At 60.2% G+C, this 12,941-nt stretch carries 13 protein-coding genes; all 13 read right to left on the reverse strand.

Translation table 11 applies throughout. The annotated features are described in order from the left end of the window. Window positions 1–15: 15 nt before the first annotated feature. A complete protein-coding gene (gene rnhB, locus RVM26_RS12685; RefSeq protein ID WP_498938984.1) occupies window positions 16–633 on the reverse strand; it encodes a ribonuclease HII in 618 nt (205 codons plus the stop codon). Next, on the reverse strand, window positions 623–1,798 hold the full coding sequence (lpxB, locus tag RVM26_RS12690; protein ID WP_498938986.1) for a lipid-A-disaccharide synthase: 1,176 nt from the start codon (window positions 1,796–1,798) through the stop codon (window positions 623–625). Before lpxB ends, rnhB begins: the two co-directional genes overlap by 11 nt. A 27-nt stretch (window positions 1,799–1,825) precedes the next feature. Next, a complete protein-coding gene (lpxA, locus tag RVM26_RS12695) occupies window positions 1,826–2,593 on the reverse strand; it encodes an acyl-ACP--UDP-N-acetylglucosamine O-acyltransferase (protein WP_096922082.1) in 768 nt (255 codons plus the stop codon). Beyond that, a complete protein-coding gene (gene fabZ, locus RVM26_RS12700; protein WP_026001844.1) occupies window positions 2,590–3,033 on the reverse strand; it encodes a 3-hydroxyacyl-ACP dehydratase FabZ in 444 nt (147 codons plus the stop codon). Before fabZ ends, lpxA begins: the two co-directional genes overlap by 4 nt. A gap of 136 nt (window positions 3,034–3,169) precedes the next feature. Then, window positions 3,170–4,207 (reverse strand): UDP-3-O-(3-hydroxymyristoyl)glucosamine N-acyltransferase, encoded by a 1,038-nt coding sequence (gene lpxD / locus RVM26_RS12705; protein WP_039175343.1) that lies wholly within the window; start codon window positions 4,205–4,207, stop codon window positions 3,170–3,172. Window positions 4,208–4,262: 55 nt separating this feature from the next. Then, window positions 4,263–4,763 carry an OmpH/Skp family outer membrane protein gene (locus RVM26_RS12710; RefSeq protein ID WP_039175240.1) on the reverse strand — a complete coding sequence of 167 codons (501 nt, stop codon included), beginning with the start codon at window positions 4,761–4,763 and terminating at the stop codon, window positions 4,263–4,265. Window positions 4,764–4,782: 19 nt separating this feature from the next. After that, the gene (bamA, locus tag RVM26_RS12715) at window positions 4,783–7,134 is read right to left on the reverse strand and encodes an outer membrane protein assembly factor BamA (RefSeq protein WP_498938989.1); all 2,352 of its coding nucleotides are present in this window, start codon (window positions 7,132–7,134) and stop codon (window positions 4,783–4,785) included. Window positions 7,135–7,232: 98 nt separating this feature from the next. Then, window positions 7,233–8,591 (reverse strand): RIP metalloprotease RseP, encoded by a 1,359-nt coding sequence (rseP, locus tag RVM26_RS12720; protein ID WP_287808832.1) that lies wholly within the window; start codon window positions 8,589–8,591, stop codon window positions 7,233–7,235. Window positions 8,592–8,634: 43 nt separating this feature from the next. Then, a complete protein-coding gene (ispC, locus tag RVM26_RS12725) occupies window positions 8,635–9,831 on the reverse strand; it encodes a 1-deoxy-D-xylulose-5-phosphate reductoisomerase (RefSeq protein ID WP_287808833.1) in 1,197 nt (398 codons plus the stop codon). Further along, window positions 9,828–10,649: a phosphatidate cytidylyltransferase gene (locus RVM26_RS12730; protein ID WP_287808834.1), complete on the reverse strand. Its 822-nt coding sequence runs from the start codon at window positions 10,647–10,649 to the stop codon at window positions 9,828–9,830. Before RVM26_RS12730 ends, ispC begins: the two co-directional genes overlap by 4 nt. Continuing rightward, window positions 10,642–11,427 (reverse strand): polyprenyl diphosphate synthase, encoded by a 786-nt coding sequence (gene uppS / locus RVM26_RS12735; protein ID WP_287808835.1) that lies wholly within the window; start codon window positions 11,425–11,427, stop codon window positions 10,642–10,644. The genes RVM26_RS12730 and uppS overlap by 8 nt, the downstream gene beginning before the upstream one ends. A 105-nt stretch (window positions 11,428–11,532) precedes the next feature. Next, a complete protein-coding gene (gene frr / locus RVM26_RS12740) occupies window positions 11,533–12,090 on the reverse strand; it encodes a ribosome recycling factor (RefSeq protein ID WP_287808836.1) in 558 nt (185 codons plus the stop codon). A gap of 4 nt (window positions 12,091–12,094) precedes the next feature. After that, a complete protein-coding gene (pyrH, locus tag RVM26_RS12745) occupies window positions 12,095–12,862 on the reverse strand; it encodes a UMP kinase (RefSeq protein WP_039175233.1) in 768 nt (255 codons plus the stop codon). Window positions 12,863–12,941 lie beyond the last annotated feature (79 nt).

The raw sequence follows: 12,941 nt of genomic DNA on the forward strand, positions 1-12,941 counted from the left end.
TGAAAAAAGGCAGTGCTACAGCAGCGCTAACTGACGCTGTACCGGCGCAAAGCTTTTGCGGTGTTCGGCCAGCGGGCCATGGGCTTCCAGAGCCGCCAAGTGCTCTTTGGTCGGATAGCCCTTGTGGCGCGCAAAACCATACTCAGGATAGCGTAAATCCAGCGCGGCCATCTGTGCGTCCCTGGCCACCTTGGCCAGAATCGAGGCGGCGGCAATCGCAGGGTGGCGCGCATCGCCTTTGACGACGGCCTGGCCCGGCAAGGCGTGCCCCGGTAGCCGGTTGCCATCCACCAGCAGGTATTCGGCGGCGGGCATCAGGGCATCGATGGCGCGCCGCATGGCCAGGTGCGTGGCATGATAGATGTTGAGCGTGTCGATTTCGGCGGCGCTGGCCTCGGCCAACGCAAAGGCCAATGCCCGCTCCCGTATCTGCACGTCCAGCTGCTCCCGCTTGCGGGCCGTCAGCTTTTTCGAATCGGTCAACCCTTCGATGGGCGCCTGGGGGTCGAGTATCACCGCCGCCGCCACCACGCTGCCGATCAGCGGGCCACGCCCCACTTCATCCACACCGGCCAGGTAGGGGCCGGTGTAGGCCACTACCAGCGGGGGATAATCACGGGAATCAATGGCCATCCGTGACGGCCTCCAGCGGCTGCCCCGCCGCCAGCGCCGCCACGGCCTGGGCAGCACGCTGGCTGGCATTGCGCTGTAGCGCGGCGTGCATGGCGGCAAAGCGCTCTTCCAGCGCCTGACGGGTGGAAGCATCCTCCAGCAGCTCGCCCACCTGCAGGGCAATGGCCTCCGGCGAGGCGGCGTGCTGAATCAGCTCGGGAACCACACTCTCCTGGGCGATCAAGTTGGGCAACGAGATCCAGGCCGTCTTGACCAGCCGCTGGGCAAGCCAATGGGTTGCGGGCGCCATCTTGTAGGCCACCACCATGGCCCGATGGCACAGCATCGCTTCGAGAGCGGCCGTACCTGAGGTGAGGAGCACGGCATCGCTGGCCACCATGGCCTCTCTTGCCTGGCCGTCCAGCAGCGTTACCGACGGATGCAGCGCGGGGTAGCCGGACAGCAGCTCGGCAAGCTCCCGATGCCGCAGGGCTGTCGCTGCAGGGATCACGACCTGCAGGCCAGGGTGGCGCTGGCAAAGCAGCGTGACCGCCGCCAGGAAGGTCGCTCCCATGAAGCGGATTTCATTGCCACGGGAGCCCGGCAGCAGCGCCAATACCGGCCCGTCGAGCTTTAAGCCCAATGCTTCACGGGCCGCCTGACGGTCGTTGACCAAGGGCAGCTCATCCGCCAGGGGGTGGCCCACGAACGCCACCGGCACGCGATGCTGACGGTAGAAGTCGGCCTCGAAGGGCAGCAGCGTCAGCATGCCATCCACCGCCTTGGCAATATTCTTGACCCGCCCCTGGCGCCAGGCCCATACCGAAGGGCTGACGTAATGGGCCGTGGTCACGCCCGCTTTCCGCAGCTGTTTCTCCAGCCCCGTGTTGAAATCGGGCGCATCGATGCCAATCATGATGTCCGGCTGCCAGGCCAGCGCGTCTTCACGCAGGGTACGGCGTACGCGGATCAGCTCGGGAAGGTGCTTGAGCACCTCGACCAGCCCCATCACCGATAGCGTTTCCAGTGGAAAGCGGCTTTTCAGGCCCTGCGCTTCCATGCGTGGCCCGCCCATCCCGCGAAACTCCACGTCAGGAAACCGGGCGCGTAGCTCACGCATGAGCCCCGCGCCCAGAATATCGCCAGAGAGTTCGCCTGCCACAAGGTATACGCGTTGCAGTGTCATGGAGACAAGACAGCCAGTTGAGGTGTATTAGCGCACGATACCGCGCGTGGAGCGCTCGATGGAGTCGGCAAACTGCACGACTTCCGGCAGGTCGAAGCGGCTGCGCATATCGCTGACGGCTTGTTCGACGGTCAGCCCTTGGCGGTAGACCAGCTTGTAAGCAGTGGTCAGGGCGGCAATCGCCTCGCGGCTGAAGCCACGGCGCTTGAGGCCGACCAGATTCAGGCCACGCGCTTCGGCAGGGTTGCCGTTGATCATGACGAACGCCGGAGTATCCTTGGTGATGATCGAGCCACCGCCCGCCATGGCATGGTCCCCAAAGTGGCAGAACTGATGCACCGCCGAGAGCCCGCCCAGGATGGCATGGTTGCCCAGCGTCACGTGCCCTGCCAGGGTGACCTGGTTGGCCAGAATGCAGTCGTTGCCGATCACGCAGTCATGGCCAACGTGCACGTATGCCATGAACAGATTGCGCGACCCGATGGTGGTTTCGCTGCGATCCTGCACCGTACCACGGTGCAGCGTCACCCCTTCGCGGATCACGTTATCGTCGCCCATGACCAGCCGCGTCGGCTCACCGGCGTACTTCTTGTCCTGGCAATCTTCTCCCACCGAGGCAAACTGGAAAATACGCGTGCGCTCGCCGAGCACGGTAGGCCCCTTGATCACCACGTGGGGGCCGATGACGGAACCGGCGCCGATGGTGACATCGGGCCCAATCACGCTAAAAGGGCCGACCTCGACGTCATCGGCCAGTCGTGCCGTGGGGTCGACCAGTGCAGTAGGATGTATCAAGCCACCTTCCTCTCGGCACAAATGATTTCTGCTTCACACGCCAGCTCGCCGTCCACCGTGGCGCGACAGGCAAATTTCCAGATGCCGCGCTTGCCACGAATGACGTTGGCTTCCAGCGTCAGCTTGTCACCCGGCATGACCGGGCGCTTGAAACGTACGTTATCGCTACCGACCAGATAGTAGACGTAGCCATCTGCCGGGAGCTTGTTGACCGTCTTGAAGCCCAGAATGCCACACACTTGCGCCAGTGCTTCGACGACCAGCACGCCCGGCATGATGGGGTGATGCGGAAAATGACCATTGAAGAATGGCTCATTGATGCTTACGTTCTTGTACGCCACGATGGCTTCGCCCACGGTCAGTTCCGTGACTCGATCCACCAGCAGGAAGGGATAGCGGTGGGGCAAGTATTCGCGAATTTCGTTGATATCCATAACCATCGTAACGACCTCTAAATAGACATAGCGCCTGAACCCTGTCAGGCAGGTGCCAGCACTCCTGCTGGCCAAAAGGCAGAGGATTATAACTTGCTGTTATCAAGCCTCAAGCCACTCGTCCTTGAATTCCTTGTTTGCTTCACGATTCTCGCTGGCTTTTTTCCAATCGCGCCAATCGTTTGGCAATATCATCCAGCTGTTTGAAGCGCACTGCGTTCTTGCGCCATTGAGTGTTGCTCATGGCGCCCGTGCCGGAGGAGTAGACACCTGGCTCATGAATCGAGTTGGTGACCAGACTCATGCCCGTTACCTGCACCCCGTCGCACAGGGTCAGGTGACCCGACAGGCCAACGCCGCCACCCAGCATGCAGTGCTTGCCCACTTTGGTGGAGCCCGCAATGCCTACACAGCCCGCCAGGGCGCTGTGGTCGCCAATCGTGACGTTATGGGCGATCTGCACCTGGCTGTCGATCTTGACGTCATTGCCAATGACCGTATCACCCAACGCACCACGATCAATACTCGAACAGCTGCCGACCTCGACATCATCGCCAAGGATCACGCCGCCCAACTGAGCGATCTTGTGCCAACCGGCACCATCATGAGCGAAGCCGAAACCATCGCCACCGATCACACAGCCGCTTTGCAGAATGGCGCGCTTCCCGACGATGACACCGTGGCACACCGTCACGTTGGCGTGCAGCCGAGTATCGTCGCCCAATCGGCTGTCGGCACCCACCACGCTGCCTGCGCCAATCACCACGCGATCCCCCAGCACCACGCCAGACTCGATCACCGCATTGGCCTGAATCGAGATACCCTCGCCCAGGGTGGCATCTTCCGCCACGATGGCACTCGGGTGGATACCCGGGACATCACGCGCAGGCAACGGGTCAAACAGCTGCGACAGTTTGGCATAGCCAAGATAGGGGTTGCTCATTTCCAGCCGCGGCACGGGGCAATTCTTGCCGTGCTCTGGATGCAGCAGAACGGCGGCTGCACGCGTGGTGGCCAGGTCTTTGAGATACGCACGATTGGCAAGAAACGCCACCTGATCGGGCGTTGCTTCCTTGAGGGTGGCCAGGCCACGAATTGGCTGGTCGGCGTCGCCCTCGAAATCAACGTCCAAGTGACGTGCGATATCGGCTAGGGTGAGGTGTTGAGAAGCGTGCGTCATGGGAGCCCAGGAAAGCAGCGGTGCGGCCAACGAGCGCCGCACCCACGGTCATGAATTAGTTCAGCGAATCAAAAATCTGCGTGACCTCGTTGGTCACGTTGGGAAGGTCCGTCGAAGAGTGCAGCACTCCCTGCGGCTCTACCAGCACGTCGATGTTGTGACGCTCCAGCACCTGCTCGACGGCACGCTCGAGCTTCGACTCGGCGCTTTCGAGGAACTGCTGCTCGGAGGTTTGCTGCGCCTGCATCACTTCACGACGAAGCTGCTCGAAACGGCTGCCCTTCTGCTGCAGCTCGGCAATCAGCGCATCGCGCTCGGATTGCGACATGGTCTCGCCCTGCTGCTGCAAGCGAGTTTGCAGCTGCTGCAGCTCGTTACCCAGCGACTGAGCTTCGCGCTGCTGGCCACCAATCTGGCTTTCCAACTGGCTCAGCGAGGATTGTGCCGACTGAGTGTTCATCAGCGCTGCGCGCCAATCCAGTACAGCGACTTCAGCCGCGTAGGCGGGTAGCGTCATGGCCCCGAAAAGGCACACAGCGGCGGTCAGTTTACGCATTATCATGACACTCCTTGAATTAGAACGTTTGGCCAAGCGAGAACTGGAAGAACTGCGTATCATCGCCACTTTCATCGTTTAACGGCTCTGCGATGCTGAAGGTCAAGGGACCCACGGGCGTCAGCCAGGAAAGGCCAATACCCACACTGTAGCGTAAATCGCCCAGATCCACGCCGGAACTGCAACGCTGGCGGCCCGCGTCTTCTTCCAGCACGTCATAGCAGGAGCTCAGGAAGGTATTACCGGCGTCCAGGAACAGCGAAGGCTGTACCGAGCGCTGGTTCTCGACGAACGGCATCGGGAAGAGGACTTCTGCGCTGCCTTGAACCAGCACGTTACCCCCGAGGGTACGGTCACGTGCACCCTCGCGGGCGGGCGTGGTGCGCTGCCCCAGAGTATTGGACGTGAAGCCACGCACCGAGCCCAGGCCCCCAGCATAGAAGTTCTCGTAGAAGGGGTAAGGGTCGTTGCTGGCCAGGGTATCGGCATAGCCCAGGTTACCGCTGAACTTGAATGCCCAGGTCTCATCGTCATTGATCGGGAAGAGCTGCTGCGCGCGGGCCTGAACCTTGTAGTACTCCGCATCGCTGCCCGGCACGCCGGTTTCCAGCGAGAGACGCTGGTAATTACCTGCCGTCGGCATGATACCGCGGTTCAGGTTGTTGCGGGTCCAGCTGGCGGTCAGCTTCAGGCTCTGAGCGTTGTCACCCTCATCTTCTACGTAACGGCGAATTTCAGAGGCCGTATCGAAGTAGGTCTTGACGGTGATGTCTTCGATGCTCGCCCCGAAGTTGAGCCGCGACAGCTCACTGATGGGATAACCGAAGTTGATGCCCGCGCCGTAGGCGTCGGTGGAGAACGTGGAAATATCGGAGTCGCCGTAGTCCGTCTCGCGATAGAAAACGTTATAGCCCCGTGAAATACCGTCCAGGGTCCAGTACGGGTCGGTAAAGGCAAAGTTCACGCTGGTGAACGTGTCACTGCGCTGAGCACCAACGTTGACACGATTACCAGTACCCAGGAAGTTGTTCTGGGCCAGGCCGACGCCGTAGATCACCCCGGCGCTCTGCGAGAAACCGACGCTGGCCGAGACCGAACCAGACGGCTGCTCTTCGACGTTGTAGGTCACGTCCAGCAGATCAGGCTGCCCTGGCACGGGCTGAGTGTCGACTTCCACCTGGCTGAAGAAGCCAAGACGCTCCAGACGCTGGCGCGACTGGGTGATGGATTCCGTGGAGGCAGGCGCGCCCTCCAACTGAATCATTTCACGGCGCAACACTTCATCCTGCGTGGTGGTGTTACCAAAGAATTCGATACGACGCACGTAAGTACGCTGGCCTGGGTCCACGGCGATCACCAGATCGACCGTTTCACCGTCACCGGCCATTTCAGGGATACCGCGCACCTCGGCAAAGGCAAAGCCTTCGGCCCCCAGGCGCTGACGCAGGGCTTCCGTAGAGGCGTTGACGTCGCCACGGGAGAAAATCTCGCCACTGCTGACCTGCAGCAGGTTGCGCGCTTCGCTTTCGCTGATTTGCAGGTCTCCGGCAAACCGAATGTTGCCGACCCGATACTGGGTGCCTTCGTCGATGTTCAGCGTCACGAAGATCTCGGACTTTTCAGGCCCAATCGAGACTTGCGTGGAGGTCACGTCGAAGTTGACATAGCCACGGTCGAGGTAGAAAGAGCGCAGGCGCTCGATGTCTCCCGAGAGCGCTTCTCGGGAGTACTCGTCCCGCGAGAACCAGCCAAAGAAACGTCCTGGGCGGTCGTTCAGCTCGAAGACGCTTCGCAGCGTGTCGTCATCGAAGTCACGGTTGCCCACGATATTGATCTGGCGAATCTTGGCCACTTCACCTTCGTTGATATCGATGTTGACCTGAACTCGGCCTTCATCGATTTCATCCACGGCGACATTGATGCTGGCACTGTAGCGGCCCTGCGCCTGGTATACCCCTTCCAGTTCACGCTCGATGTCGTCCAGGGTAGAGAGCTGCAGCACTTGCCCTTCGGAAAGGCCGGACTGGCGCAGGCCATTACGCAGGTCGTCATCGGAAATCTGACGGTTGCCGGTAATGTTCAGGCGAGCAATGGTGGGACGCTCGACGACCTGGATGACCAGAACATCGCCTTCGCGGGCCAGCGAGACGTCCTCGAACAGGCCGGTGGCGAAAAGGTCACGCGCGGCGGCGGCCAGCTGCTGCTCATCGACGCGGTCATTGGCACTGACAGGAAACGCATTAAAGACCGAGGCGGCGGATACCCGCTGTAGCCCTTCCACACGAATGTCCGAAACATCAAAGGATTGTGCCTGGGCGCCGCTGGCGCCCGCCAGCAAGAGTGCCGCCATTCCAAGGGTCTTGATTTTCATGCAGTCAGTTCGCTCGCGTTGGTCTGCCTGTCGTTGAGACAGGCACCATATACATTTGTGCAGGCAGATGACAAGCCATCCACGCGCTACACGCGTTATTACCACAGGCGCATCAAGTCGAAATAGAGCGCCATCAGCATCAGGGTGCCTACCATGGCCAGCCCTATGCGAAGACCTATTGCTTGTGTCTGCTCGGATACCGGTCGCCCGCGCAGCACCTCGACAAAATAGTAAAGCAAATGACCACCGTCGAGCACGGGGATAGGCAGCAAATTTAGCACACCCAGGCTGATCGACAGATACGCCAGAAAGCTGACGAAGGCTTCGGTGCCCGCACGCGCCGAATCTCCGGAGATTTGCGCGATGGTGATGGGCCCCGACAGGTTGGAGGGCGAAATCAGCCCCACCAGCATCTTACGAATGGCATCTACCGTGAGCACGACCATGTCACCGGTACGTGACAACGCTTGGCCCAATGCCTCGATAGGCCCATAGCGAATGTCGCGCAGCAGCTCGTCAGGCCAGTTGACCGGCTCGGCACCTGCCCCAATGTACCCAACCTCGACGCCACTCTCCAGCGTATTGCGACCTGGGGTCATGGTGAGCGTGCCGGATTCACCGTTGCGCTGGTAATCCACGCGAAGGGCTTCGCCTGCGCTGTCACGGATGATCTCGACGAACTGCATCCAGTCGCGGACCGGCTCACCGTTCAACGACGTAATACGATCTCCCGGCTGGAGGCCAGCCTCGGCCGCGGCCTGCCCTTCCAGCACCTGCCCAAGCACGGCTGGGACATCAGGCCGCCACGGCACGAAGCCCAGCGTTTCCAGCGGTTGTGGCGGGTCTTGGCGAACCATGTAGCGGCTGATCGGCAGTTGATACGCACGCGAGGCACTGCTGCCTTCCGGACGCGCTTCGATCTCCAGCTCGCCATTGAAGCCGATCATCGACACCAGCTTCAAATTGATCTCTTCCCAGGAGCGCATGGCATCGCCCTGGATGGCGGTGATTTCACTGCCCTGAGGCAAGCCGGCCTCGGCCGCTGGCGAGTTGGGCGTGACCGGCCCGACAATCGGCGCCACCGTGGTGGTACCGGCCACGAACAGTGCCCAATAAGCCACGATGGCCAGCAGGAAATTGGCGATGGGGCCCGCGGCCACAATAGCAATACGTTGCCAAACGGTTTTACGATTAAACGCTTGGTCTAGCTGCTCTTCCGGCACCGGCGCTTCACGCTCATCGAGCATTTTGACGTAGCCGCCCAGTGGAATGGCCGCCACCGCAAACTCGGTGCCATGGCGATCAATTGTTGACCACAGCGGCTTGCCAAACCCTACGGAGAAGCGCAACACCTTGACGCCGCAGCGGCGTGCAACCCAAAAGTGACCAAACTCGTGAAAGGTCACCAGCAGCCCCAGCACCACGATGACGGCTAAGATATTCTGTATCAGGCCCACTTTTTGCTCCTTTGCACGACACGCTGCTCAACAATAGCTGAGGCTAAGCGGTTAACTGGCGTATGGTGTGCGCGGCTTGCTCTCGAGCCCAGCGGTCCGCAGCAAGCACGCGTTCAAGTGAATCCGCCTGACCGGGATACGGCAGGGCCATCACCTTCGCGACAACATCCGGAATCGCACCAAACGCGATGTTCCCCGCTAAAAATGCCTCAACAGCAACTTCATTAGCAGCGTTAAGCACCGCCGGAGCGGCCCCACCTGCCTGCATCGCCTCTCGGGCTAGGCGCAGGCAGGGAAAGCGTGTTTCATCCGGGGCTTCAAAATCGAGCCGCGCAACTTGGAACAGATCTAGCGTTTCCACGCCGGCATCAATGCGCTCTGGCCAAGCAAGCCCATAGGCAATCGGTGTGCGCATATCGGGATTACCCAACTGAGCAATCACGGAGCCGTCGTTATAGGCTGCCATAGAGTGGATAACGCTTTGCGGGTGAACAACGACCTGAATCTGCTCGGGTGTGGCATCAAACAGCCAGCACGCTTCGATTAATTCGAGTCCTTTATTCATCAGCGTGGCGCTATCTACGGAGATTTTACGCCCCATGGACCAGTTAGGATGAGCGCAGGCCTGCTCTGGTGTTACGTTAGCAATATCGGCAGCCGACCAGCCGCGAAACGGCCCGCCCGATGCGGTTAGAAGCAGCTGACGCACGCCGTGTTTGGCTAATCCACCGCGATGCTCGCTGGGTAGACACTGGTAGATGGCATTATGTTCAGAATCGATCGGCAACAGCGTCGCCCCGGAGCGTGCCACGGCATCCATAAACAGCGCCCCGCTCATCACCAGGGCCTCCTTATTGGCCAATAGCACGCGCTTACCGGCTTCGGCTGCCGCCAGCGACGGCAACAGGCCTGCCGCCCCGACGATCGCCGCCATCACGGTGTCGACCTCAGGCGCTTGGGCGACCTCGCATAGCGCATCCTCCCCCGCCAGCGCCACAGTGTTGGAGCCTGCTTGGCGGAGCGCTTGCTGCAACCATTGGGCATCGGCGACGTCATCCAACACGGCAAACCGGGGAGAGTGCGCTTTACACTGGTCAAGCAGCGCCTCTTTTGAGGTATGCGCCGTTAGGGCATAGACGCGGTAACGCTCCGGATGGCGCGCGATGACATCCAAGGTGCTTTTACCGATGGAGCCGGTGGCACCGAGCACAGTGACCAACTGAACCGAGACGTGACTCATAGCGCGCTCACCTGAAGTGACAGTACCTGCAGATACAACAGCGCAAAGATGGGGATGGCTGCGGTGAGACTATCGATACGGTCCAGCACACCACCATGACCCGGCAGCAGCTGGCTGGAGTCTTTAATATTACGGTAGCGTTTCAACATACTTTCAAACAGGTCGCCAAGCACTGAAGTCAGTGTCACCACTGCGGTAATCACGATCAGCGCCACGCCCCCCATCACTCCAAGGGGCTGCCAAAGGGCAAACAGCAGGGCTAGCAGCATCGTGGCAGCAAGCCCTCCATACACGCCCTCCCAGGACTTGCCTGGACTAACCCGCGGGGCTAATTTGCGCTTACCCCAGCGGCGACCAGCAAAGTAGGCGCCAATGTCTGCCGTCCATACCAGCAGCATCACAAACAGAAGCCACACCGCCCCGCTATCACGCAGCACGTTAAAACCTACCCAGCACGGCAGCAGTACCCAAACGCCCATGAGTAGACGGCGTGAAGTGGCTTGCCACTGCTGACTGCTTTCCGGGTAGTGCGTTACCCAGTAGAGGTTCAGCAACCAGCCAGCTGCGGCCAGCCACAACGGCCAAACTGCAACGGCAGCGCCGCTTAGCCACAGCAGAGCCATAAGCACCGCCATACCGGCCACCAGCGCCAGGCGCGTGCGCGAGACGATAACGCCCGCCAAGTTGGTCCATTCCCAGGTACCTAATAGCACGATCAGTGCTGTAAACAGCGCAAAGGCACCTCCCTGTAATCCAAACAGACCAATTAGCGTGACAGGAGCTAACCAGGCAGCGGTGATGATTCGCTGTTTAAGCACCTTGCGCCTCTATTTGTTCGTCGGTCATGCCAAAACGGCGACGTCGTAAGCAGAAATCATCGAGCGCTTTGTCGAAGGCCGCCCCATCAAAATCTGGCCATAACAGGGGCGAAAAGTGCAGCTCGGCATAGGCCAGCTGCCATAACATAAAGTTCGAGAGCCGCTGCTCGCCGCTGGTACGGATACACAGATCCACCGGCGGTACTTGGTCGGTGTTCATGGCCGCATCCAAGCGCGCTTCGTCGATGGCCTCGGGCGCCAGCTCTCCGGCAGCCACCTGCTCGGCGAGCTGGCGGGCGGCGCGGGCGATGTCCCACTGGCCGCCGTAGTTCGCGGCAATCACCAGATGCATGCCCGTGTTCTCGGCGGTCAGCGCTTCGGCGCGCTGAATATGCTTTTGAATCGCGTGGGAAAAGCCACGCTGTTCGCCAATAATCGACAGACGGATATTGCGCTCATTAAGTTTTTTGACTTCGCGTTTAAGCGCCATCAAAAACAGCTCCATCAGCGCTTTCACCTCAGCGGCAGGACGTTTCCAGTTTTCACTGGAGAACGCAAACAGGCTGAGGGTTCCAACGCCCCGCTCGGCGGCACGCTCGATGACGGCACGCACGGCTTCGACGCCCGCTCGGTGGCCGCGCACTCCCGACAGCCCCCGTGCCCGCGCCCAGCGGTTGTTACCATCCATAATAACAGCGACATGGGACGGCAGCGCTTCCTCGGATAGAGAAAGCGTCGTGCCACCCGGCTGCTGTGGGGGAAGCTGGGGGGAGGTCATGGGGTCTCGCACCAAAGATCAATCATATTAAAGCCAAGCAATGGCCCACGGGCAGCCAGGCTGCCCGTAGTGAAGTGAACGCAGTCCGCGATGTCGACGACATCGTTATACCTGCATGAGATCCTGCTCTTTTGCTGCCAACGCCTTGTCGATCTCGGCGATGTACTTGTCGGTCAGCTTCTGGATCTCGTCTTCGCCCTGGCGCTGATCGTCCTCGGTAATCTCTTTATCCTTAAGCAAGGATTTGAAATCACCGTTCGCATCGCGACGCACGTTACGCACCGCCACACGGGCCGTCTCGGCCTCGCCACGCGCCTGCTTGATATAGCCCTTGCGCGTTTCTTCGGTGAGCATCGGCATGGGCACGCGAATCACGGTACCCGCACTGGAGGGGTTGAGCCCCAGGTCAGAGGTCATGATCGCTTTTTCGATCTTCGGCACCATACCCTGCTCCCAAGGAGCAACGGCCAAGGTGCGCGCGTCTTCGACGCTGACCGAGGCCACCTGATTCAACGGCACTTGGCCACCGTAGTACTCAACGGTCACGGCATCCAGGATGCTGGGATGCGCACGCCCGGTACGAATCTTGTTAAAGTTGACGTGCAGCGCCTCGACGCTCTTCTTCATGCGAGATTCTGCATCTTTCTTGATGTCGTTGATCACGTTGTTACCCTCTGTCTATCAGCGTGCCTTCCTTGCCCCCTACTACCAGATTCAGCAGGGCACCAGGCTTGTTCATATCGAATACCCGCACCGGCATATCATGGTCACGTACCAGGCAGATTGCGGTCAAATCCATCACGCCCAGCTTCTGCTCCAGAGCATCGTCGTAGGAGAGCTGGTCGTATTTTACGGCGTCGGGGTACTTCACCGGGTCCTTATTGTACACGCCGTCCACCTTGGTGGCTTTGATGACGACGTCCACGTCCACTTCGATACCGCGTAAGCAGGCGGCCGAGTCCGTGGTAAAGAAAGGGTTGCCGGTGCCTGCAGAAAACAGCACCACGTCACCGGAAGTCAGGTAGCGAATGGCAGTACGGCGGTCATAGTGTTCCACCACACCGCTCATGGGAATCGCCGACATCACCCGTGAACGAATATTCGAGCGCTCCAGCGCATCGCGCATGGCCAGGGCATTCATCACGGTGGCCAGCATTCCCATGTGGTCACCCGTCACTCGGTCCATGCCCGCTTCGTTCAACGCAGCGCCACGGAACAAGTTACCACCTCCAATCACGATGCCCACCTGTACACCGATCCCGACCAGCTGGCCGATTTCCAGTGCCATTCGGTCCAGCACTTTGGGGTCGATACCAAAATCGTGCTCTCCCATCAGTGCTTCGCCCGACAGCTTCAGCAAAATACGCTTGTATTTCGACTTCGACTTGTCGAGTTTCGTGGCAGCGGGGGCAGACTCTTGAATCTCACGTGACATGGCATCTCTCCTGAGGCAGACCTGGACACAGGTGGGCGAGACAGCACCTGTATTTCACAGGGGCCGGATACACGAAGGC

Source organism: Halomonas sp. KM072, from assembly GCF_050710315.1.
GTDB lineage: Bacteria > Pseudomonadota > Gammaproteobacteria > Pseudomonadales > Halomonadaceae > Vreelandella > Vreelandella hamiltonii.